Here is a 21,484-nt window from a genome sequence, read left to right on the forward strand (position 1 = left end):
GTCAGTCCTCCCGGGTGCCCAGAAGACCCTTCGGGCGGAAGATGAGGATCAGCACGAGGAACAGGTACGGCAGGATCGGCGCGACCTGCGAGATCGTGAGCTTGAGCAGCTCATAGCCGAAGGTCTGGTCGGTCACGGCCACGCCCAGTGCCTGCAGCGCGGTGGCCAGCGAGTGGTCCAGCGCAACGGCGAAGGTCTGGATGATGCCGATCAGCAGCGACGCCAGGAAGGCGCCCGCCAGCGAGCCCATGCCGCCGACGACCACCACCACGAAGATGATGGTGCCGACCGACCCGGCCATGGCCGGCTCCGTGACATAGGTGTTGCCGCCGATCACGCCCGCCAGGCCGGCGAGCGCGGCACCGCCGCCGAACACCAGCATGAACACGCGCGGCACGTTGTGGCCCAGCGCCTCGACCATGTCGGGGTGCTTCAGCGCTGCCTGGATCACCAGGCCGATGCGCGTGCGCGTGAGCAGCAGCCACACGGACACCAGCATCAGCATCGCCACCAGCATGATGAACGAGCGCGACTTGGGGAACTGCGTGCCGTACAGCGTGAAGAGCGGGCCCTGCAGCGCTTCGGGCAGGCCGTAGGGCACCGTGGAGCGGCCCCAGACCAGCTGGACCAGCTCGAGGATGAGGTACGAAAGGCCGAAGGTCACCAACAGCTCGGGCACGTGGCCGAACTTGTGGACCCGGCGCAGGCTGTAGCGCTCGAAGGCGGCGCCCAGTGCGCCCACCAGCAACGGCGACAGGATGAGGGCCGGCCAGAAGCCGACGAGGCCCGACAGGGTGTAGGCGAAATAGGCGCCCAGCATGTAGAAGCTGGCGTGTGCAAAGTTGAGCACACCCATCATGCTGAAGATCAGCGTAAGGCCAGAGCTCAGCATGAACAACAGCAAGCCGTAGCTGACGCCGTTGAGCAGTGAGATGACGAAGAATTCGACGTTCATCGGTCTTCCGTGTCGGTTGAAAAAGAAAGAGGCCCGAGTGTTGAAGTCGGGCCTCGACCGGTCAGGGGGCGATCAGACGCCGATCAGGAGGCGCCGCCGGGTCGCTTCATCTGGCACGAGGTGGGCGTGCTCGAGACGTAGGGCTCGTAGTACTTGACCGGCGCCAGCGTGTAGCCGGTGTTTTCCGGGCTGTACGGGCTCTTCGCGTCGGCCTTCTGCCAGCGCGTGATCCACAGGCCCTGCTGCAGCTGGTGGTCGGACTTGCGCATCTCGACGTCGCCGTTGAAGCTCTTGAACTTCATGCCCTCCATGGCGGCGGCCACCTTGACGGGGTCGGTCGACTTGGTGCGCACGAAGGCTTCGGCGAGCATCGCATACACGGTGTACGGCGACGTCGTGTACAGGTCTTCGTTGAAGCGCTTCTTGAACTCGTTCATCATCGGCGCGATCGGGCCCGGGGCGTTGTAGTGGCTGTAGCCCACCATGTAGACCTTGCCGTCCGAGGCCGCGCCCATGGCAGTCGGCGTGCCGTTGGTCACGGCGTAGTAGGTATAGAACTTGACGTTCAGGCCTGCGTCGTTGGCCGACTTGATGAGCAGCGCGAGGTCGGAACCCCAGTTGCCGGTGATGACGGTGTCGGCGCCCGAAGCCTTGATCTTGGCGATGTAGGGCGCGAAGTCACGCACCTGGGCCAGCGGGTGCAGGTCGTCGCCGACGATCTGCACGTCGGGGCGCTTGCTCTTGAGGTTGTCCTTGGCGTACTTCGAGACCTGCTGGCCGTGCGAGTAGTTCTGGTTGATCAGGTAGACCTTCTTGATGTCGGCCTGGTCCTTCATGAAGGTGGTCAGCGCTTCCATCTTCATGGAGGTGTCGGCGTCCAGGCGGAAGTGCCAGTAGCTGCACTTGCTGTTGGTCAGGTCAGGGTCGACGGCCGCGTAGTTGAAGTACACGACTTCCTTGCCCGGGTTGCGGGCGTTGTGCTTTTCGAGCGCGTCCATGATGGCCAGCGCCGGGCCGGAGCCGTTGCCCTGCACCACGTAGCGCGCGCCCTGGTCCATGGCCGAGCGCAGCGCGGCGGTGGTTTCCTGTGGGCTGAGCTTGTTGTCGATGCCGATGACCTCGAACTTCACGCCGGCCACGTTCTTCTTGTTGAACTCTTCGGCCAGGAACTGGAAGGTCTTGAGCTGGTTGGTACCGACCGCCGCCATCAGGCCCGACAGCGGGTCGAGCCACGCGATCTTGACGGTCTCACCCTTCTGGGCAAATGCACCGGCGGCAGTTGCCGCGAGCACGGCGGCGGTAGCGATCTTCAGAGCAAACTTCAATCTATATCTCCTGGTCAAACCGATATCAAAAACGCTGCACAAGCGTACAAGTCTTTGCCACCCCACCCCTCAGGGAATGCCCGTAAGAAAGGGGCGGCAAGGGCACGTATCTATCGCGCAGGCGACAGTGCATTTCCTGATTTACTACCCATTGGTAGGTTTCTTCTACCGATGGGTAGGAAATGCGTTCACAAAACGCCTAGGGGCGCTTCATCTGGCAAGTCGTGGGCGTGCTCGCCACATACGACTCGTAATACTTCACAGGGACGTTGGTGTAGCCGGTGTTCTCGGCGTCGTAGGGGTACTTGGCGCTGGCCTTCTCCCAGCGCGAGATGTACAGGCCCTGCTGCAGCTGGTGGTCGGCCTTGCGCATCTCGACCTCGCCGTTGAAGCTCTTGATCTTCATGCCCTCGAGCGCTGCGGCCACCTTGACGGGGTCGGTCGACTTGGTCTGCACGAAGGCGGCATCGAGCAATGCGAACGTGTGATAGATCGACGACTGCGTCAGGTCGTCGTTCATCTTCTTCTTGTAGCCGGTCAGCAGCTTCTGGATTTCGCCGCCCATGTTGTAGTGGGCATAGGCCACGGTGTAGACCTTGCCTGCCGAGGTGGCGCCCATGGCGGTGGGCGTGCCGGCGCCCGGTGCGTAGTACGTGAGGAACTTGACGTCCAGGCCCGAGTCGTTGGCGGCCTTGATGAGCAGCGAGAGGTCGGAGCCCCAGTTGCCGGTGATGACGGTGTCGGCGCCCGAGGCCTTGATCTTGGCGATGTACGGCGAGAAATCGCGCACCTGCGCGAGCGGGTGCAGGTCGTCGCCCACGATCTGGATGTCGGGGCGCTTGACCTTCAGGTCTTCCTTGGCGTACTTGGACACCTGCACGCCGTGCGCGTAGTTCTGGCCGAGGATGTAGACCTTCTTGATGTCGGTCTGGTCCTTCATCCAGGTGGTCAGCGCTTCCATCTTCATGGAGGTGTCGGCATCGAGGCGGAAGTGCCAGTAGCTGCACTTGCTGTTGGTGAGGTCGGGATCGACCGCCGCGTAGTTCAGGTAGAGCAGTTCCTTGCCGGGATTGCGCGCGTTGTTCTTCTCGACGGCATCGATGATCGCGAGCGCCGGGCCCGAGCCGTTGCCCTGGGTGATGTAGCGCGCACCCTGGTCCTGCGCCGAGCGCAGCGCAGCGGTGGTCTCCTGCGGGCTGAGCTTGTTGTCGATCGCGATGATCTCGAACTTCACGCCCGAGGCATTCTTCTTGTTGAACTCCTCCGCCAGGAACTGCGTGGTCTTGAGCTGGTTGGTGCCCACGGCGGCCATGAGACCCGACAGCGGGTCGAGCCAGGCGATCTTGACGGTCTCGCCCTTCTGGGCGAAGGACGCTGAAACGCTCACCAACATGGCACAGGCTGCCACTGACTTGATACCGAAGTACATGAAGAGTCTCCTGAGTGAAAGAGCCGGGGGACGCCAGCGTACAAGCGCCCTTTTCTTCGCCGCACAGGGATTGCCCGGAAGGAAGGCCGCCGAAGCAGCCTTCCTATCGCGTGCGCGACAGTGCGGGTGGGCTTTGACCGTGCTTCAGAGGCCCGGCAGCTTGTAGTCCTTGAGCAGTTCGCGAAGCTTGGTCTTCAGAATCTTGCCGGTGGCGCCGATCGGAATGGCCTCGACGAACACCACGTCGTCGGGAATCTGCCACTTGGCGGTCTTGCCCTCGTAGAACTTCAGCAGCTCCTCGCGGGTGACTTCGGCGCCGGGCTTCTTCACGACGGCAATGATCGGACGCTCGTCCCACTTGGGATGGAACACGCCGATGCAGGCCGCCATGGCGATGGCCGGGTGCGCGACGGCGATGTTCTCGATCTCGATGGAGCTGATCCATTCGCCGCCGGACTTGATCACGTCCTTGCTGCGGTCGGTGATCTGCAGGTAGCCCTCGGCGTCGATGGTGGCCACGTCGCCGGTGGGGAACCAGCCCCGGCCCGCGCCGTCGGCGACCAGCGGGTTGCCGCCCTCGCCCTTGTAGTACTCCTTGACGACCCAGGGGCCCTTGACCAACAGGTCGCCGTAGGCCTTGCCGTCCCAGGGCAGCTCGTCGCCGTTGCCGTCGACGATCTTCATGTCGACGCCGAAGATGGCGCGGCCCTGCTTCATGCGGATCTGCAGCTGCGCGTCGGCGGGCAGCGACAGGTGCTTGTTCTTCAGCGTGCACAGCGTGCCCAGCGGGCTCATCTCGGTCATGCCCCAGGCATGCAGCACCTCGACGTTGAACTTCTCCTGGAACGCCGTGATCATGGCCGGCGGGCAGGCCGAGCCGCCGATGACGGTGCGGTTGAGCTTGCTGAACTTCAGGTCGTTGGCCTGCATGTGGCCCAGCATCATCTGCCACACGGTGGGCACGCCGGCCGCGAAGGTCACGCCTTCGGCTTCGATGAGTTCGTACACCGACTTGCCGTCCAGCGACGGGCCCGGGAACACGAGCTTGCAGCCCACCAGCGCGGCCGAGTACGGAATGCCCCAGGCGTTGACGTGGAACATCGGCACCACCGGCAGCACCGAGTCTTGCGCCGAGATGCGCATGACGTCGGGCAGCGCGGCAGCGTAGGCGTGCAGCATGGTCGAGCGGTGGCTGTACAGCGCGGCCTTCGGGTTGCCCGTGGTGCCGCTCGTGTAGCACATGCTCGAGGCCGAGTTCTCGTCGAAGGTGGGCCAGTCGTACGCGGTGGGCTGCGCGCCCATCCAGGCTTCGTAGCTCACGAGGTTGGGCACGCCGCTGTCGGCCGGCAGCTTGTCGGCGTCACACAGTGCAACCCATTTCCGGATCGTGGGACAACGTGCATGCACCGCCTGCACGAGCGGCAGGAAGCTCAGGTCGAAGCACAGGATCTGGTCTTCGGCATGGTTGGCGATCCACGCGATCTGGTCGGGGTGCAGGCGCGGGTTGATGGTGTGCAGCACGCGGCCGCTGCCGCTCACGCCGTAGTACAGCTCCAGGTGGCGGTAGCCGTTCCAGGCCAGGGTGGCGATGCGGTCGCTGAACAGCAGTTGCTCGCCGTCCAGCGCGTTGGCCACCTGCCTGGCGCGCGATGCGATGTCGCTCCAGGTGCAGCGGTGGATATCACCCTCGACACGACGCGAGACGATCTCGCCGTCGCCGTTGTGGCGCTCGACGAACTCGATCAGCGACGAGATCAAAAGCGGTTGGTCTTGCATCAAACCCAGCATCTACGGACTCCTATGTGAAATGACTTCAGAAAGCTTTGCGAACGAGAGATTCACGCAAGCTTCGGCCACTTGCACAATGACACAAACCCGCACTGCATGATTGAACGAAGCGGCTCTTCAAGGGACCGTCACCGGCGTGATCTTGGCGGCCGTCGGCGTCGCATCGAGCAGCATCTGCGAAGGCCACGTGCCCCAGGTCGCACCGAGTTCGGGCGTGTTCGGATCGCCGTTGCGCATGAACGCGCCCACGCTGGCCATGACGGCCTTCGACAGTGCCAGGCGCCCCTTCTCGTTGGCCTTGCCGCCCATCACGTTGCTGAGCAGCGAGCCCTCGAAGTTGCCGAACACGAACGGCAGGTCGAAGGCATGCGCGGCGCCGTACACGTCGTTCCACGGCGCGGCCTCCTGCGACCAGTCGAGGCGGTAGTGCCAGATGTTCGACTGGCGCATCTGCATGGTGTTGAGCAGGTTGTCGCGGTTGGCGCCGAACAGGCCCTGCGTGACGATGTCGGTGGCCGCGTTGTAGCCCGTGCCCGGCGTGCCTACCGGGAGGTAGGAAGGATCGATGATGTCGTTCACCGTGAGCGCGGGAGCAGCGTCCGGGTTGAAGTTGAACATCATCGAGAAGCGCGCGTCGTCCTTGACGATCCAGCCCGCCTTCAGGCCCGGGATGCCCAACGTTCCCAGCAGCGACGCGAAGAGCTTGCCTTCGTCGCGCGTGTTGCCCGCGAGCATGGGCACCTTGACGTACTTGTCGGCCGCGATGGCGCCGATCGGGTCGGCCGGCAGCACCGTGCCATCGGGAATGGGTGCAACGTTGCCCTGCCCGGCTGCAGTGGCCTTGGTCAGCAGCGCCCCGCCCGCCTGCGCACGCAGGTACTCGGCGATCTGCGTCGGCGTGCGCGTGCCGATGTAGACCTTGGCCGCTGCGTCATCGGCCACGGTGCCGTCGGCGACAAGCAGCTTTTCGAGGATCGTCTGGCCCTGCGTCAGCGACACCGACACTGGCTGCAGCAAAGGCAGCGTCCTCGCCGGCAGGTTGGTCGCGAGCGAAATGCCGCCGCTCATCTCGAAGGCCTTGTGGAACAGGCCCTTGGCCATCGGCGAGGTCATCACCGACAGCAGGTTGGTCGCGCCCGCCGACTCGCCCGACAGCGTGACGTTGCCCGGGTCGCCGCCGAAGTGGGCGACATTGCCTTGAATGAAGCGCAGCGCCGCCATGTTGTCCAGCAACGCGAAGTTGCCCGAGTCGTCGCCCGCCGTGCCGCCCGGCCGCAGCTGCGGCATGTTCAGGAAGCCCAGGATGCCCAGCCGGTAGCTGGCGGTGATGACCACCGCATTGGTGGCCTTGGCCAGCGCCGCGCCGTCGTACAGCGGATCGGCCGTGTAGCCCGAGATGTTGCTGCCGCCGTGGATGAACAGCAGCACCGGCAGGTTCTTGTCGGTGGTGGCCGGGCGCCAGATGTTGACGAACAGGCAGTCTTCGCTGCCGACCGGCTTGCCCAGGTTGGTGCCGATGGTCGCGTCGTAGGTGTTGTTGGTGCCGGGGCTGAAGAGCCGGCCGATCTGCAGACAGGCGTTGCCGAAGGCCTTGGCGGGGCGAATGCCGGTCCACGCTTCGGGCTCGACCGGTGCGCGCCAACGCAGCGCGCCGACCGGCGGCTGGGCGAACGGAACGCCCTTCCACGACCACGTGCCGGTCTTGGCGCTGTCGTCCACGCCCTCGACCTTGCCGGCCGTGGTCTGACGCACCATGGGGCCGTCGGCGGCAGGTGCCGGAGCGGGGGCCGGTGCCGGTGCGGGCGGCAGGATCGGGAAGCCTGGCGACCCCGACGAGCCGCCGCCGCAGGCCGCGAGCGCCGCCGCGGCGGCCAGCGTGGCCACCGTTGCAATGGCGCGCGCCATCGCCGTCTGTCCTGCCGCACCCTGGTTTTGTGCTGTTGTCGTTGTCTTCATGTTTTGTCTCCACACCGGGTTAATCGGAATTCCTGGCTCGGTGCGCGCCGCCCATACTGCGGGGCCGCTGTGCACTGGAAAAATTCTAGGAACCGGCGCCGTTTTCACCGCTATCGCAAGCGAGCCAATCGAATGACTTCAGAAGCCTCCCTGCCGCGCCATACGCGCCGGCCGTCGCGCCGCCCCGGTTGCCCGCAGCCGGAGCTGCGCACCAGCTCGGCCGCGTGGCTGGAAGGCGTGCTGTCGATGTTCCAGGCCGAGGGGCTGCACGTGCCCTCGCTGCTGCGCGACGCCGGCTTCGACCCTGATTCCCTGCACCGCCAGAACGCGCGCTTCCCGGTCGACGAGATCTCGGTGCTGTGGCAGGTGGCCGTGGCGCACGCCGGCCGGCCCACGCTGGGCCTGGACCGCGACCTGGCCGCGACGCACAGCAAGCTCGGCACGGTGGGCCACGCCATGGCCTGCAGCCCCAACCTGGGCGCGGCGCTCACCCGGCTCACGCGCTACATGGCCGTGATCTCCGACGCCACCGCCTTCTCACTGCAGTCCGATGCACGCGGCTGCTGGATGGTCATGGAACACACCGGCGGCACCCTGCCGATTCCGCGCCAGCGCGTCGAGTACGCGCTGCTCACCGTCTTCATGCAGTGCCAGTGGCTCACGCGGCGCGAGCTGCAGCCGCTGGCCATGGAGTTCGTCTACCCGCCGCCGGCCAACGACCGGCTGCACCGCGAAGCCTTCGGCTGCGAGATCCGCTTCAACGCGCCCGCCAACCGCCTGCTGCTGTCGTCGGCCGACATGACGATGCCGCTGCCGACCCACCACGCGGCGCTGGGCGAGATGCAGGAGCACCTGCTAGACGACCAGCTCAACCTGCTGGGCCAGACCACCACCGCCAGCCTGGTGTGCGCCGAGATCGCGCGCCGGCTGCAGCACGGCGAGCCGCGCCGCCAGGACGTGGCCTCGGGCCTCGGGCTGGCCGACCGCACCCTGCAGCGCCGCCTGCAGGAAGAGTCGGTCTCGTTCCAGGCGCTGCTCGACCGCACGCGCCGCGAACTCGCCAAGCAGTACCTGGCCGAACAACGCCACACGCTCGCGGACGTGGCCGACCGGCTGGGCTTCGTGGACGTCAGCAATTTCTTCCGCGCCTGCAAGCGCTGGTTCGGCCTGCCGCCGGCCCAGTACCGCGCCAGCCTCGCGCTCGATGGCGCCGGGGCGTTGCGCGGTGCGCTGCTGAACTGATCAACGCCATCCACCCCACGTCGCCGATGGCCTCTGCGGCCCGGGGTTTCGTGGGCTGCCGGACAATCCCGGCATGAGCTTGTTAGCCGAAGACACCCCGGTCGCCGACCTGGGCCTGCGCTGGAAGCCCGGCTTCTCGACGCTGGGCCCCGCCTTTTTCACCGAACTGCGCCCCACGCCGCTGCCCGACCCGTACTGGGTGTGCCACAGCGACGCCGTGGCGCGCCAGCTGGGCCTGCCGCCGGGCTGGCGCGAGTCGGACACCACGCTCGCCGCACTCACCGGCAGCCTGCCGATCACCGGCGCGCGCCCCATTGCCACGGTCTACAGCGGCCACCAGTTCGGCGTCTGGGCCGGGCAGTTGGGCGACGGCCGCGCGATCCTGCTCGGCGAGACCGAGGGCGGGCTCGAAGTGCAGCTCAAGGGCGCGGGGCGCACGCCCTACTCGCGCGGCGGCGACGGCCGCGCCGTGCTGCGTTCGAGCATCCGCGAATTCCTGTGCAGCGAGGCCATGCACGGCCTGGGCATTCCGACCACGCGCGCGCTGTGCGTGACCGGCTCCGACGCGCCCATCTACCGCGAGACCGCCGAAAGCGCCGCCGTCGTGACCCGCGTCGCGCCGAGCTTCGTGCGCTTCGGCCATTTCGAGCACTTCGCGGCCAACCAGCGCGAAGACGAGTTGCGCGCGCTGGCCGACTACGTCATCGACCGCTACTACCCCGAGTGCCGCAACACCGCGCGCTTCAATGGCAACGCCTACGCAGCGTTTCTCGAAGCCGTGAGCGAGCGCACCGCCGCCCTGCTCGCCCAGTGGCAGGCCGTGGGCTTCTGCCACGGGGTGATGAACACCGACAACATGAGCATCCTCGGGCTCACCATCGACTACGGGCCGTTCCAGTTCCTCGATGGCTTCGACCCGCGCCACATCTGCAACCACAGCGACACCCAGGGGCGCTACGCCTTCAACCAGCAGCCCAACGTCGCCTACTGGAACCTGTTCTGCCTGGCGCAGGCGCTGCTGCCGCTCATCGGCGACCAGGAAGTCGCCGTGGCCGCGCTGGAGTCGTACAAGACCGTGTTCCCCAACGCCTTCGAAGACCGCATGCGCGCCAAGCTGGGCCTCACGATGCCCGCCGAGGGCGACCGGGCGCTGATCGAGGGCGTGCTCAAGCTGCTGGCCGCCGAGAAGGTCGACCACACCATCTTCTGGCGCCGCCTGTCGAACCACATGGCCGACGGCAACGTCGAGCCGGTGCGCGACCTCTTTCTCGACCGGGCCGGCTTCGATGCCTGGATGCTCTCTTTTTCAGAGCGGCACGCGCAGACCTCGCGGTCGGATGCGGCCGATTTGATGCTCCAATCGAACCCCAAGTTCGTGCTGCGCAACCACCTGGGCCAGCAGGCCATCGAAGCCAGTCAGCAAAAGGACCACGCGGGTGTGGCAACCTTGCTGACGCTGCTCCAAACCCCATGTGAAGAACACCCCGGTGCCGACGATTACGCCGGCTTCCCGCCCGACTGGGCCTCCACGATCGAAATCAGCTGCTCATCATGACCACGCCCGTACAGAAAACCGACGCCGAATGGAAAGCCCTGCTCGCTGAAAAGGGCGCCGAACCCGCTGCCTTCGAGGTGACGCGTCACGCCGCCACCGAACGCCCCTTCACCGGCAAGTACGAAGCCCACTGGGACGACGGCACCTACCACTGCGTCTGCTGCGGCGCCAAGCTGTTCGAAGCGGCCACCAAGTTCGACGCCGGCTGCGGCTGGCCCAGCTTCTCGGAAGAAGCGGTGCCCGGCGCCATCCGCAACATCGTCGACCGTTCGCACGGCATGGTGCGCACCGAAAACGTGTGCGCCAATTGCGGCGCCCACCTGGGCCACGTGTTCCCCGACGGCCCCACCGAAACCGGCCTGCGCTACTGTATGAACTCGGCGTCGCTCGACTTCCAAAAGAAATGAAACTGCTCCTCGACTTCTTCCCGATCCTGCTGTTCTTCGGCGCCTACAAGTTCGCCGACATCTACACCGCCACCGGCGTCCTCATGGCCGCCACCGTGGTGCAGATGGCCGTCATCTACGCCATGGAACGCAAGCTGCAGGCGATGCAGAAGGCCACGCTGGTGCTGATCCTCTTGTTCGGCACGCTCACGCTGGTGCTGCACGACGACCGCTTCATCAAGTGGAAGCCGACGGTGCTGTACGGCGCCATGGCGATCGCACTGGCCGTGGCGCTGTGGGCGCTGAAGAAGAACTTCCTGAAGATGCTGCTGGGCGCGCAGCTCGAGCTGCCCGAGCGCATCTGGGGCCGGCTCAATGTGGCGTGGATCGGTTATTGCCTGTTCATGGCGCTCATCAATGGCTACGTGGCGGCGTACTTCACGACCGAGGCCTGGGTCAACTTCAAGCTCTGGGGCTACGTGTTCCCGATCGTCTTCCTGGTGGCGCAGGGCCTGTACATCGCGCCGCACCTCAAAGAAGACAAGCCGACCGCATGACCGACGCCACCACCTTTCCCCTGCCCACCGTGGCCGCGCTCGAGGCGGCGCTGCGCGCATCGCTTGCGCCCACGCAGCTCGAAGTGATCGACGAAAGCGCCTCCCATGCGGGCCATGCGGGCGCCAACGCCGAGGGCTACGGCACGCATTTCCGGGTGCGCATTGCGTCCCCGCTCTTCGACGGGAAGCCCCGCGTGGCGCGGCATCGGCTTGTGTATGATGCCCTCCAAGTTTTTATCGCACAGGGTCTGCACGCCATCGCCATCGAGGTGCTCTGAGTCGTCAATCGGTTGCTTGCCGCGTTCGCCGCGGCCGCCCACCCTCTCCTTCTTTTCTCCTGATTCCTGCTTTCTTTCCCGCGCCTTTTCCTACACGCGCATTTCCTCTCCAGCCTGATATTCATTTCATGAAAAAACACATCTTGCAGGCCGTTGCGGCCGCAGCGCTGATCGGTGCACTCCCCATGACGGCCCTGGCGCAGAACGCAGCCATCGTGAACGGCAAGGCCGTGCCCAAGGCCCGCATGGACGTCCTGGCCCAGCAGCTGGCTGCCGCCGGCCGCCCGGTGACGCCTGAAATGCAAAACCAGCTGCGCGAGGAAATCGTGGCGCGCGAAGTGTTCATGCAGGAAGCGCAGAAGCAAGGCCTCGACGCCACCGAGGACTACAAGAACCAGCTCGAGCTCGCCCGTCAGGCCATCCTGATCCGCGCGCTGTTCGAGAACTACCGCAAGACCAACGCGGTGTCCGACGCCGACGTGAAGGCCGAGTACGACAAGTTCGTGGCGGCCAACGGCGGCAAGGAATTCAAGGCCCGCCACATCCTGGTCGAAACCGAAGACCAGGCCAAGAAGATCATGGCCGACCTGAAGAAGGGTGCCAAGTTCGAAGACATCGCCAAGAAGCAGAGCAAGGACCCGGGTTCGGGCGCCAACGGCGGCGACCTCGACTGGGCCAACCCCGCCAGCTTCGTGCCCGAGTTCTCGGAAGCGATGATCAAGCTCAAGAAGGGCGAGACCACCCCTGCCCCGATCAAGACCCAGTTCGGCTATCACATCATCCGCGTCGACGACATCCGTCAGGCTCAACTGCCGAAGGTCGAAGAAGTGAAGCCGCAGATCACGCAGCAGCTGCAACAGCAGCGCCTGCAGAAGTACCAGGAAGAGCTGCGCGCGAAGGCCAAGGTCGAGTAAGCCTCAGGCCATCGCCCCCAGCAAAAAGCCCCGCAGTCGCGGGGCTTTTTTCATTGCGGCGTGATGTTGAAGTCTTTGACGAACCGGGCGTAGTCGTTCGACTCCTTGCGCACGAAGCTTGTGAAGTCCGCCGTCGATCCGCCGATGACTTCGAGGCTGAGGTCGGTGAACTGCTTCTGCGTGTCGGCGTTCTTGAGCAGCGCCTGCACCTGTTCGTTGAGCTTGGCGATGACCGGTGCCGGCGTTCCGGCCGGCGCCACCAGGCCGACCCAGCCCATGAACCGGTAACCCGGCACGCCGGACTCGGCCACCGTCGGCACGTCGGGCAAGGTCGAAACGCGCTTGTCGCCCGTGACCGCCAGCGCCTTCAGCTTGCCGCTCTTGGCATAGGGCACGGCGGTCGGCGAGGTCTCGAACATCATGTCGATCTGCCCGCCGACCAGGTCGGACAGCGCGGGCGCCCCGCCCTTGTAGGCCACGTTGAGCAGGTCGGTGCCGGTCATCTGCATGAAGCGGCGCGCGGCCACGTCCTGCGGGCCACCCACGCCCGAGGTGCCGACGCTGAGCTTGCCGGGGTTGGCCTTGGCATAGGCCACCAGCTCGCCGACGTTCTTGAAGGTCCACTTGGGATTCATGATGAGCACGTTGGGCTGGTCGGCCACGCGGATCACGGGCGCCAGGTCCTTGATCGGGTCGTAGGGCAGCTTGGCGAACATGTGGGCGTTGGAAGCCAGACCGGTGTGCACCATCAGCAAGGTGTAGCCGTCCTTGGGGGCCTTGGCGACGTAGTCCATGCCAATGTTGCCGCTGGCGCCGGGACGGTTGTCCACCAGCACGGGCTGGCCCAGCGCCGTCGAGAGCTTCTGGCCGACCAGGCGCGCTGTCATGTCGATGCTGCCGCCCGGTGGGAACGGCACGACCATACGGATCGGCTTGGACGGATAGGCGTCCTGCGCGTGGGCGATGGGCACGATGCACGCCAGACCGGCAGCAAAGCATGCGAACGAAGCGAGCGGGAAACGGAAGCGCTGGGTCATAAAGTTCTCCGGAGTTTCTTGAGGGTTGGCAGACGGGTCAATCGGCGGTAGCGCGCAGGGCGCGCTCGATGTCGGCAGCCCACGCGAGCAGCGCGGCATCGCACATCGGCAGGCCTGCAAGGCTCAGGCCCACGGGCGCTTCGCCGGCCGTGTGGCAGGGCAAGGAGACGGCGCAGCCGTCCATGAAGTTGACGATGGAGGGGTTGCGCAGCATCGCGGCGTTGACGGCGAAGTACTGCGCCTCGTCAGCTTCGAGGGCCTCGATGCGCGGCGCCACCAGCGGCACGGTCGGCATGAGCCAGCCGTCGAACTCGCCCAGGCGCATGGCCACGCGGCGCTGCCAGTCGGCCCGCTGCGCCTGCAGCGCGAGGTAGGCGCGCGCCGTGAAGTCCTTGCCGCGCAGGATGCGATTGAGCACGCGCGGGTCGTAGCCGCTGCCGCTGCGTTCGATCAGCTCGGCGTGCCACGCCCATGATTCGGCAGCGCTGAAGCCGCCTGCGGCGTTGATGGCGGCGAGCTCGTCGAACTCGGGCACCGCCAGCTCGACCAGTTCAGCGCCGGCGGCCGACAGGCACTGCAGCGCACGCCGGAACGTGGCGGCGACGTGCGCGTCCATGCCGTCCTGCACCAGCGTGGTCGGCACCGCGAAACGCGCCTGGCGCAGGTGCTGCGCCCGGGGCGCCTCGGACACGCCGGACAGCACCGCGTCCATCGCCGCGCAACCGGCCACGTCGAGCGCCATCACGCCAACCGCATCGAGGCTGTGCGACAGCGGCACGAGCCCGGTGCCGGGCATGCGGCGCGCCGTCGGCTTGAAGCCGGTGATGCCGCACAGCGCCGCCGGAATGCGCGCCGAGCCGCCGGTGTCGCTGCCGACGCTCGCGACGCACATGCCGTCGGCCACGGCCACCGCCGCACCCGACGACGAGCCGCCGGGAATGCGCCGCTCGCCGCGCTGCCACGGATTCGCCGGTGTCCCGTAGTGCGGATTGAGGCCGAGGCCTGAGTACGCGAACTCGGTCATGTTCGTCTTGCCAATCAGCACCGCACCCGCCGCCAGCAGGCGCTGCACGGCCTCGGCGTCGTGCGCGGCAGGCGGCGCATCGCGCAGCACGACGGAGCCGGCGGTCGTTGTTTCGCCGGCCACGTCGAACAGGTCCTTGACGGAGACCGGCAGGCCTTCGAGCGGCGAGCGCACGAAGCCGGCTGCGCGCAGGCTGTCGGAGGCGCGCGCCAGGTGCTGGGCGCGGTCTGTCAGCACACGCGTGAAGGTGCGAGCGCCTTCGCCGGACGGATCGGCGATGCGTTCCAGCGCCGATGCGGTCAGCGCGGCGGAGGTGACGCGGCCTGCAGCCAGGTCGGCGCGGGCGGCTTCGAGGGAGATCGCGGCGGGCATGTGCGGTGGTCCCTTGTGCGTCAGGCGACGATGGGCAGCGAGACCGCGCGGTACTCGTGCGCGATGCGGCGGCCGGTGTACTCGTCCACGAGCTCCATGCGAAAGCGCGCGGCCGGGCGGATGCCACCGATGGCGCCGACCGTGCCGCAGGTCATCGCGAAACCGTCGGCCGGTTCGCCGTCGGCCGCGGCGCAGCGCGCCAGCAGATCGGCCGGCGGGCGCAGCGCGGCCAGCGTGCCTTCCTGGTACAGGCGCCATTCACCGCCCTCCTCGATCCACGAACGCAGCACCAGCGTGTCCCAGCGGTCCTGCACGTCGGCCAGCCGCCAGGCGCTGCGCGCCACGGGCTTGACGCAGATCTGCTTCGACAGTGCCACGCTGTGCGCTTCCAGGGCGCGGTCGGTGTGGTCCGAGCCGATCGACACGAAGAACTCGCCCCCGTGCAGGAACAGCAGCGGCTCGACCTCGCCCGAGGTGTCGGCCCCCACCACCTGCACGACGTCGGCCTGGCTCAGCTGCTGGGTGGCCACCCGGTAGAACAGCGGCACGGCGCTGGGCGCGGGCACGCCCAGCTCGGCGAGTTCCTCGATGTGGTGCTCGATGGCGGCGGTGTCGCGCCCGGTCCAGCCGGCGATCACGAGGTGCCTGGCCTCGAAGCTCAGCGTTTGCGGGGCATTCCCTTCGGGAAGTTCAAAAGACAGGTTCATGGCGGTGCTCTGTTGAAGTTTCAGTGAAATTTCACAACGATATTACAGTGAGTCCACAAAAACTTCAAAGGGATTTCCCACAGGTACCATCAGGGCACCCCACCATGAAGACCCTCGCGCCGATGAAAGCAGCCACGCCCGCCCGCAAAGCCCCCGCCCGGCGGCCCGAAGCAGCCATCTCCCTCAACGAGACGGCCTACCTGCGCCTGAAGGAAGCCCTGGTGACCCTGGCCTACAAGCCCGGGGAGTACCTCAACACCGCCCAGGTGATGGAGCGGCTGGGCGTGGGCCGCACGCCAGTCAACCAGGCGCTGCATCGCCTGTCGGCCGAGGGCCTGGTCCGCATCATTCCGCGCAAGGGCGCCATGGCTTCGCCGCTGTCGATCAACGACGCGCTGGAGCTCATCGAGGTCCGGCTGGTGAACGAAGTGCTGTGCATGCGCTTGGCCGCGGCGGCCATCACCGAGACCGAGCTGGCCGAGCTGCAGGCCATCGCCGAGCAGTTCGAGGCCGCGGCGCAGCGGCGCGATGCGATGTCGGTGATGAACCTCGACCGGCTCTTCCACGAGAAGATCGCGGCGGCGGCTCGCAACGCCATGCTGCAGGACATCCTGAGCGTGCTGCACGCGCGCTCGCAGCGCTTCTGGGCGATTTCACTGGCCGCCGAGGGGCACCTGGCAGAGGTGATCGAAGAGCACCGCATCATCGTCGCCACGCTGCAGCGGCACGACGCCGACGCGGCGGCCGACGCGGCGAAGACGCATGTGCTGTCGTTCAAGGCGTCGATGTTGAACAGCCAGCGCTGATCGACGGCGCTTCAGGCGCACCAACCCCCATGAAAAATGCCCTCCAGACCCAAGCCTGGAGGGCATTTCTTGTTGACCTGAGTCAGGCCGTTTGCTCGGCCTGAGGGCGCCCGATCACCCCACCCACTTGCGCGCGTTGCGCCAGATCTGCATCCACGGGCTCAGGTCGCTCTTGTCGCCCGAGGTCCAGCTCGTCTGGATGTTGCGGAACACGCGCTCGGGGTGCGGCATCACGGCGGTGAAGCGGCCGTCCGGCGTGGTCACCGAGGTCAGGCCGCCGGCGCTGCCGTTCGGGTTGAACGGGTACTGCTCGGTCGGCTGGCCGTGGTTGTCCACGAAGCGCATCGCGCCGATGGCCTTGGCGGCGTCGCCGCGGTGCTTGAAGTTGGCATAGCCCTCGCCGTGCGCCACCGCGATCGGCAGGCGGCTGCCGGCCATGCCGGCGAAGAAGATGCTCGGCGACTCGAGCACTTCGACCATCGACAGGCGCGCCTCGAAACGCTCGCTCTGGTTGGTGGTGAAGCGCGGCCAGGCGTCGGCGCCCGGAATGATGTCGGCCAGCTCGGCGAACATCTGGCAGCCGTTGCACACGCCCAGGCCGAAGGTGTCGGTGCGGCCGAAGAAGGTCTTGAACTGCTCGGCCAGCTTCGGGTTGAAGGTGATGCTGCGCGCCCAACCGATGCCGGCGCCCAGCGTGTCGCCGTAGCTGAAGCCGCCGCAGGCGACCACGCCCTTGAAGTTGGCGAGGTCCGCCCTGCCCGTCTGCAGGTCGGTCATGTGGACGTCGTAGGCCTCGAAGCCGGCTTCGGTGAAGGCATACGCCATCTCGACGTGCGAGTTGACGCCCTGCTCCCGCAGGATCGCGACCTTGGGGCGCGATTGCAGGATGGCGGGTGCCACCGGGGCGTTCGGCAGGAACACATGCATGCCCGGGTCGTTCGGCACGCCGGCGGCGGCGTGCTCGGCATCGGCGCAGGCCGGGTTGTCGCGCTCGCGGGCGATCTTCCAGCTGACCGAATCCCAGACCTGGTGCAGGTCGTGCAGCGACGCGCTGAACACCGACTTGGCATCGCGCCAGACTTCGAGCTTGCCCTTGCCGGCGTCCATGGCCGAGCTGGCGGGGCGCGTCTTGCCGACGAAGTGGCTGTGCGCGCTGAGGCCGTGGGCGCGCAGCACCTGCATGATGTCGTTGCGCTCGGCGGTGCGCACCTGCAGCACCATGCCCAGCTCTTCGTTGAACAGCGCCTTGAGCGTGAGTTCTTCGCGGCGCGCGCTGACCTGCTGCGCCCAGTTCTTGGCGTCGCCGGTTTCCATGCGGCTGTCGGAAATGCCGTCGCCTTCGGTGACGAGCATGTCGACATTGAGCGCCACACCGACGTGGCCGGCAAAGGCCATTTCGCAGGCGGTGGCGAACAAGCCGCCGTCGCTGCGGTCGTGCATTGCGAGGATCTTGCCGTCGGCGCGCAGCGCGTTCACGGCGTTGACCAGCGCGACCAGTTGCGCCGGGTCGTCGAGGTCGGGCACGGTGTCGCCGCTCTGGTTGAGCGTCTGCGACAGGATGCTGCCGGCCATGCGGTGCTGGCCACGGCCGAGGTCGATGAGCACCAGCGTGGTGTCGTCTTCCGTGGCGTCGAGCTGCGGCGTGAGCGTGCCGCGCACGTCGGCCAGCGAAGCGAAGGCGGTGACGATCAAGCTCACGGGCGACGTGACCTTCTTGGCTTCGCCATCGTCCTTCCACTGCGTGCGCATCGACAGCGAATCCTTGCCGACCGGAATCGACACGCCCAGCGCCGGGCACAGTTCCAGGCCCACGGCCTTCACGGTTTCGTACAGCGCGGCGTCTTCGCCGGGCTCACCGCAGGCGGCCATCCAGTTGGCCGACAGCTTGACGCGCGACAGCTCGATGGGCGCGGCCAGCAGGTTGGTGATGGCCTCGGCCACGGCCATACGGCCCGAGGCCGGCGCGTCGAGCGCGGCCAGCGGCGTGCGCTCGCCCATGCTCATGGCTTCGCCGGCGAAGCCCTTGTAGTCGGCCAGCGTCACGGCGCAATCGGCCACGGGCACCTGCCACGGGCCGACCATCTGGTCGCGGTGCGTCAGGCCGCCCACGGTGCGGTCGCCGATGGTGATGAGGAAGCGCTTCGAGGCCACGGTCGGGTGCGCGAGCACGTCGATGGCGGCCTTCTGCAGGTCGACGCCCGTGAGGTCGAGGGGCTTGAAGCTGCGCGCCACGGTCTTCACGTCGCGGTGCATCTTGGGCGGCTTGCCGAGCAGCACGTCCATCGGCATGTCGACGGGCTGCACCGCGGCGCCTTCGTCGGCCACCAGCAGCTGGCGCTCTTCGGTCGCCACGCCGACGACCGAGAACGGGCAGCGCTCGCGCTCGCAGAAGGCCTTGAACTGCTCGAGCGATTCCGGCGCGATGGCCAGCACGTAGCGCTCCTGGCTCTCGTTGCACCAGATTTCCTTGGGCGCCATGCCCGACTCTTCGAGCGGCACGGCGCGCAGGTCGAAGCGCGCGCCGCGGCCGGCGTCGTTGGTCAGCTCAGGGAAGGCATTGCTCAGGCCGCCCGCGCCCACGTCGTGGATCGCGAGGATCGGGTTGGCCGTGCCCTGCTGCCAGCAGTGGTTGATGACCTCTTGCGCACGGCGTTCGATTTCGGGGTTGCCGCGCTGCACCGAGTCGAAGTCGAGCTCGGCCGCGTTGGCGCCGGTGGCCATCGAGCTGGCGGCGCTGCCACCCATGCCGATGCGCATGCCGGGGCCGCCGAGCTGGATCAGCAGCGAGCCGGCCGGGAACAGGATCTTCTTGGTCTGCGTGGCGTCAATGCTGCCCAGGCCACCCGCGATCATGATGGGCTTGTGGTAACCGCGCTGCACGGTGTCGAGGTCGCTGGTCACGGCCTGCTCGTACTCGCGGAAGTAGCCCAGCAGGTTGGGACGGCCGAATTCGTTGTTGAACGCGGCGCCGCCGAGCGGGCCCTCGGTCATGATCTGCAACGGGCTCGCGATGTGCTCGGGCTTGCCGTAGTGGCCGTCTTCCGGCCAGAGCTTCGACACCGTGAAGCCGGTCAGGCCCGCCTTGGGCTTGGAGCCGCGGCCGGTCGCGCCTTCGTCGCGGATCTCGCCGCCCGCGCCGGTCGAGGCGCCGGGGAACGGGGAAATGGCGGTCGGGTGGTTGTGCGTCTCGACCTTCATCAGCACGTGGCTCAGGGCGCTATCTTTTTGATAGCTCTGCGAGCCTTCGACGGGAATGAAGCGCTCGATGGTCGCGCCTTCCATGACCGAGGCGTTGTCCGCATAGGCGATCACCGTGTGCTGCGGGTTCTGCTTCTCCGTGTGGCGGATCATCGAGAACAGGCTCTGCGGCTGGGCCACGCCGTCGATGGTGAAGTTGGCGTTGAAGATCTTGTGGCGGCAGTGCTCGCTGTTGGCCTGCGCGAACATCATCAGCTCGACGTCGCTGGGGTTGCGGCCCAGGCGGGTGAAGGCTTCGACGAGGTAGTCGATTTCGTCTTCCGCCAGCGCCAGGCCGAAGCCGGTATTGGCTGCGACCAGGGCTTCGCGTCCGCCCGTTTGCACATCGACCTGCGCCATCGGCTGGGCCGGCAGTTCGCTGAACAGGCTGGCCGCCTGCTCGACGGCGGCGAGCACCGATTCGGTCATGCGGTCGTGCAGCGGACCGGCCACGGCGGCCAGGGCGTCGCCCTCGAGCACAGGGGCCTTGCCGATCAGCGGCGCCTTGAGCTTCAGGCGGTACTGGGTGACGCGCTCCACGCGGCGCAGCGCCAGGCCGCAGTTGTGGGCAATGTCGGTGGCCTTGGAAGCCCAGGGCGACACGGTGCCCAGGCGGGGCGTGACCACGACCAAGGCGCTCGCCTTGGCCGCCAGGGCCTCGAAGGGCTCGCCGTAGGTCAGGAGTGCGGCGAAGCGTTCACGGTCGGCCGCATCGAGCGACCCGTCGGTGACCACCAGGTGGACGAAACGGGCCGAAATGCCCTCGATGCGCGGCTCGATGGCCTGCAGTTTCGGCAGCAGTTGGCGTGCACGGAAATCGCTGAGTGCGCTGCCGCCCTCGAACAAGGTTACGACGGGAAGGGCTTGAGGTGCGGGCTGCGTCACGGTCGATGGGGGGCCTGGGGGCCGCGTTGGGAATCAAGAAATCGAGGGCGGAGGGCCGCTGACTGGGGTCATCCGCGTTAACCCGGGATTTTAGGCCAACGCCGGGCCGCCCCGAGTGGGCCGCCCTCCTCGGGGGGCAACGGAACACGAAGTGCTCCGTGTCGGGGGCAGGTTCATTTGCCGGATGGGATAATTCGGGGCATGAGCATTACCTACAAAGACGCCGCAGGCATCGAAGCCATGCGGGTCGCCTGTCGCCTCGGTTCCGAGGTGCTGGACTACCTCACGCCCTTCATCAAGCCCGGCATCACGACCAACGACGTGGACCGGCTGGCCGCCGAATACATGGTCAAGCAGGGCACCACCTCGGCCACGGTGGGCTACATGGGCGCCAGCAGCGTCCCGTTCCCGAAGTCGCTGTGCACCTCGGTGAACCACGTGGTGTGCCACGGCATCCCCAATGACAAGCCCCTGAAGAAGGGCGACATCATGAACGTCGACGTCACCGTCATCAAGGACGGCTGGTTCGGCGACAACAGCCGCATGTTCGTGATCGGCGACGCTTCCATTGCCGCCAAGCGCCTGTGCAGCGTCACCTTCGAAGCCATGTGGCACGGCATCCTGCAGGTGCGCCCCGGCGCCCACCTGGGCGATGTGGGCCATGCGATCCAGAAGTTCGCCGAGGGCCAGGGCTTCTCGATCGTGCGCGAGTTCTGCGGCCACGGCGTGGGCCAGCGCTTCCACGAAGAACCCCAGGTGCTGCACTACGGCCGCCCGGGCACGATGGAAGAGCTCAAGCCCGGCATGATCTTCACGATCGAGCCGATGATCAACGCCGGCAAGCGCGACGTGAAGGAAGACTTCAAGGGCGGCCAGTACGACGGCTGGACCATCGTCACGCGCGACCACTCGCTGTCGGCCCAGTGGGAGCACACGGTGCTCGTCACCGAAACCGGCTACGAGGTGCTGACGCTCTCCGAAGGCAGCCCCCCGCTGCCGGCCTTCGTCACTTCGACCAAAACCTGACGCGC

Annotated in this window: 17 protein-coding genes; 8 read left to right on the forward strand and 9 right to left on the reverse strand. The window is 66.8% G+C overall.

Annotation, left to right across the window (positions count from 1 at the left end):
• Nucleotide 1 precedes the first annotated feature (1 nt).
• From IG196_RS14765 to IG196_RS14785, 5 genes are all read right to left on the reverse strand, one after another.
• Nucleotides 2-955: a branched-chain amino acid ABC transporter permease gene (locus IG196_RS14765; RefSeq protein ID WP_101491597.1), complete on the reverse strand. Its 954-nt coding sequence runs from the start codon at nucleotides 953-955 to the stop codon at nucleotides 2-4.
• A gap of 83 nt (nucleotides 956-1,038) precedes the next feature.
• Complete coding sequence (locus IG196_RS14770; RefSeq protein ID WP_192196739.1) at nucleotides 1,039-2,280, reverse strand: branched-chain amino acid ABC transporter substrate-binding protein; 1,242 nt, start codon at nucleotides 2,278-2,280, stop codon at nucleotides 1,039-1,041.
• A 199-nt stretch (nucleotides 2,281-2,479) separates the two neighbouring features.
• Nucleotides 2,480-3,709, reverse strand: coding sequence for a branched-chain amino acid ABC transporter substrate-binding protein (locus IG196_RS14775; RefSeq protein WP_101491599.1), 1,230 nt, complete (start codon nucleotides 3,707-3,709; stop codon nucleotides 2,480-2,482).
• A 144-nt stretch (nucleotides 3,710-3,853) separates the two neighbouring features.
• Entirely contained in the window at nucleotides 3,854-5,497 is a 1,644-nt protein-coding gene (locus IG196_RS14780) for a 3-(methylthio)propionyl-CoA ligase (RefSeq protein WP_192196740.1), read from the reverse strand.
• 117 nt (nucleotides 5,498-5,614) lie between these two features.
• On the reverse strand, nucleotides 5,615-7,453 hold the full coding sequence (locus tag IG196_RS14785; RefSeq protein ID WP_225617044.1) for a carboxylesterase/lipase family protein: 1,839 nt from the start codon (nucleotides 7,451-7,453) through the stop codon (nucleotides 5,615-5,617).
• A 150-nt stretch (nucleotides 7,454-7,603) separates the two neighbouring features.
• On the opposite strand from IG196_RS14785, the gene IG196_RS14790 reads away from it, so the two are divergent.
• The 6 genes from IG196_RS14790 (at nucleotide 7,604) to IG196_RS14815 (ending at nucleotide 12,385) form a co-directional block, all read left to right on the forward strand.
• Nucleotides 7,604-8,695, forward strand: coding sequence for an AraC family transcriptional regulator (locus IG196_RS14790; protein ID WP_101491912.1), 1,092 nt, complete (start codon nucleotides 7,604-7,606; stop codon nucleotides 8,693-8,695).
• 73 nt (nucleotides 8,696-8,768) lie between these two features.
• A complete protein-coding gene (locus tag IG196_RS14795) occupies nucleotides 8,769-10,250 on the forward strand; it encodes a protein adenylyltransferase SelO (RefSeq protein WP_192196741.1) in 1,482 nt (493 codons plus the stop codon).
• Nucleotides 10,247-10,657: a peptide-methionine (R)-S-oxide reductase MsrB gene (gene msrB / locus IG196_RS14800; protein ID WP_099789136.1), complete on the forward strand. Its 411-nt coding sequence runs from the start codon at nucleotides 10,247-10,249 to the stop codon at nucleotides 10,655-10,657. The genes IG196_RS14795 and msrB overlap by 4 nt, the downstream gene beginning before the upstream one ends.
• Nucleotides 10,654-11,193 (forward strand): septation protein A, encoded by a 540-nt coding sequence (locus tag IG196_RS14805; RefSeq protein ID WP_099789138.1) that lies wholly within the window; start codon nucleotides 10,654-10,656, stop codon nucleotides 11,191-11,193. The genes msrB and IG196_RS14805 overlap by 4 nt, the downstream gene beginning before the upstream one ends.
• Nucleotides 11,190-11,471, forward strand: a complete 282-nt coding sequence (locus tag IG196_RS14810; RefSeq protein ID WP_099789140.1) for a BolA family protein — start codon at nucleotides 11,190-11,192, stop codon at nucleotides 11,469-11,471. Before IG196_RS14805 ends, IG196_RS14810 begins: the two co-directional genes overlap by 4 nt.
• 128 nt (nucleotides 11,472-11,599) lie before the next feature.
• Complete coding sequence (locus tag IG196_RS14815) at nucleotides 11,600-12,385, forward strand: peptidylprolyl isomerase (protein ID WP_192196742.1); 786 nt, start codon at nucleotides 11,600-11,602, stop codon at nucleotides 12,383-12,385.
• A gap of 50 nt (nucleotides 12,386-12,435) precedes the next feature.
• Here the strand turns inward: IG196_RS14815 and IG196_RS14820 are convergent, their stop codons facing one another.
• From IG196_RS14820 to IG196_RS14830, 3 genes are read right to left on the reverse strand one after another with little or no spacing between them, the layout of a single operon-like run.
• On the reverse strand, nucleotides 12,436-13,422 hold the full coding sequence (locus tag IG196_RS14820) for a Bug family tripartite tricarboxylate transporter substrate binding protein (RefSeq protein WP_192196743.1): 987 nt from the start codon (nucleotides 13,420-13,422) through the stop codon (nucleotides 12,436-12,438).
• Between the two features lie 37 nt (nucleotides 13,423-13,459).
• Entirely contained in the window at nucleotides 13,460-14,818 is a 1,359-nt protein-coding gene (locus tag IG196_RS14825) for an amidase (protein WP_192196744.1), read from the reverse strand.
• Between the two features lie 20 nt (nucleotides 14,819-14,838).
• Nucleotides 14,839-15,525 carry a DUF2848 domain-containing protein gene (locus IG196_RS14830; protein WP_192196745.1) on the reverse strand — a complete coding sequence of 229 codons (687 nt, stop codon included), beginning with the start codon at nucleotides 15,523-15,525 and terminating at the stop codon, nucleotides 14,839-14,841.
• Nucleotides 15,526-15,629: 104 nt separating this feature from the next.
• Here IG196_RS14830 and IG196_RS14835 point away from each other — a divergent pair, with 104 nt between their 5' ends.
• Complete coding sequence (locus IG196_RS14835) at nucleotides 15,630-16,331, forward strand: GntR family transcriptional regulator (protein ID WP_225617045.1); 702 nt, start codon at nucleotides 15,630-15,632, stop codon at nucleotides 16,329-16,331.
• Between the two features lie 114 nt (nucleotides 16,332-16,445).
• Here the strand turns inward: IG196_RS14835 and purL are convergent, their stop codons facing one another.
• On the reverse strand, nucleotides 16,446-20,453 hold the full coding sequence (gene purL / locus IG196_RS14840) for a phosphoribosylformylglycinamidine synthase (protein ID WP_192196746.1): 4,008 nt from the start codon (nucleotides 20,451-20,453) through the stop codon (nucleotides 16,446-16,448).
• Nucleotides 20,454-20,654: 201 nt separating this feature from the next.
• Here purL and map point away from each other — a divergent pair, with 201 nt between their 5' ends.
• Nucleotides 20,655-21,479: a type I methionyl aminopeptidase gene (map, locus tag IG196_RS14845; protein ID WP_099789155.1), complete on the forward strand. Its 825-nt coding sequence runs from the start codon at nucleotides 20,655-20,657 to the stop codon at nucleotides 21,477-21,479.
• The last annotated feature ends 5 nt before the right edge of the window (nucleotides 21,480-21,484 follow it).

This window comes from Variovorax sp. 38R (genome assembly GCF_014843395.1).
Classification (GTDB): Bacteria; Pseudomonadota; Gammaproteobacteria; order Burkholderiales; family Burkholderiaceae_C; genus Variovorax; species Variovorax paradoxus_H.

Bases quoted from the DNA above. Each gene is read 5' to 3' on its own strand.
- IG196_RS14765 (WP_101491597.1), bottom strand. From the start codon at position 955: ATGAACGTCGAATTCTTCGTCATCTCACTGCTCAACGGCGTCAGCTAC.
- IG196_RS14775 (WP_101491599.1), bottom strand. From the start codon at position 3,709: ATGTACTTCGGTATCAAGTCAGTGGCAGCCTGTGCCATGTTGGTGAGC.
- IG196_RS14780 (WP_192196740.1), bottom strand. From the start codon at position 5,497: ATGCTGGGTTTGATGCAAGACCAACCGCTTTTGATCTCGTCGCTGATC.
- IG196_RS14785 (WP_225617044.1), bottom strand. From the start codon at position 7,453: ATGAAGACAACGACAACAGCACAAAACCAGGGTGCGGCAGGACAGACG.
- IG196_RS14795 (WP_192196741.1), top strand. From the start codon at position 8,769: ATGAGCTTGTTAGCCGAAGACACCCCGGTCGCCGACCTGGGCCTGCGC.
- msrB (WP_099789136.1), top strand. From the start codon at position 10,247: ATGACCACGCCCGTACAGAAAACCGACGCCGAATGGAAAGCCCTGCTC.
- IG196_RS14805 (WP_099789138.1), top strand. From the start codon at position 10,654: ATGAAACTGCTCCTCGACTTCTTCCCGATCCTGCTGTTCTTCGGCGCC.
- IG196_RS14810 (WP_099789140.1), top strand. From the start codon at position 11,190: ATGACCGACGCCACCACCTTTCCCCTGCCCACCGTGGCCGCGCTCGAG.
- IG196_RS14815 (WP_192196742.1), top strand. From the start codon at position 11,600: ATGAAAAAACACATCTTGCAGGCCGTTGCGGCCGCAGCGCTGATCGGT.
- IG196_RS14820 (WP_192196743.1), bottom strand. From the start codon at position 13,422: ATGACCCAGCGCTTCCGTTTCCCGCTCGCTTCGTTCGCATGCTTTGCT.
- IG196_RS14825 (WP_192196744.1), bottom strand. From the start codon at position 14,818: ATGCCCGCCGCGATCTCCCTCGAAGCCGCCCGCGCCGACCTGGCTGCA.
- IG196_RS14830 (WP_192196745.1), bottom strand. From the start codon at position 15,525: ATGAACCTGTCTTTTGAACTTCCCGAAGGGAATGCCCCGCAAACGCTG.
- IG196_RS14835 (WP_225617045.1), top strand. From the start codon at position 15,630: ATGAAGACCCTCGCGCCGATGAAAGCAGCCACGCCCGCCCGCAAAGCC.
- map (WP_099789155.1), top strand. From the start codon at position 20,655: ATGAGCATTACCTACAAAGACGCCGCAGGCATCGAAGCCATGCGGGTC.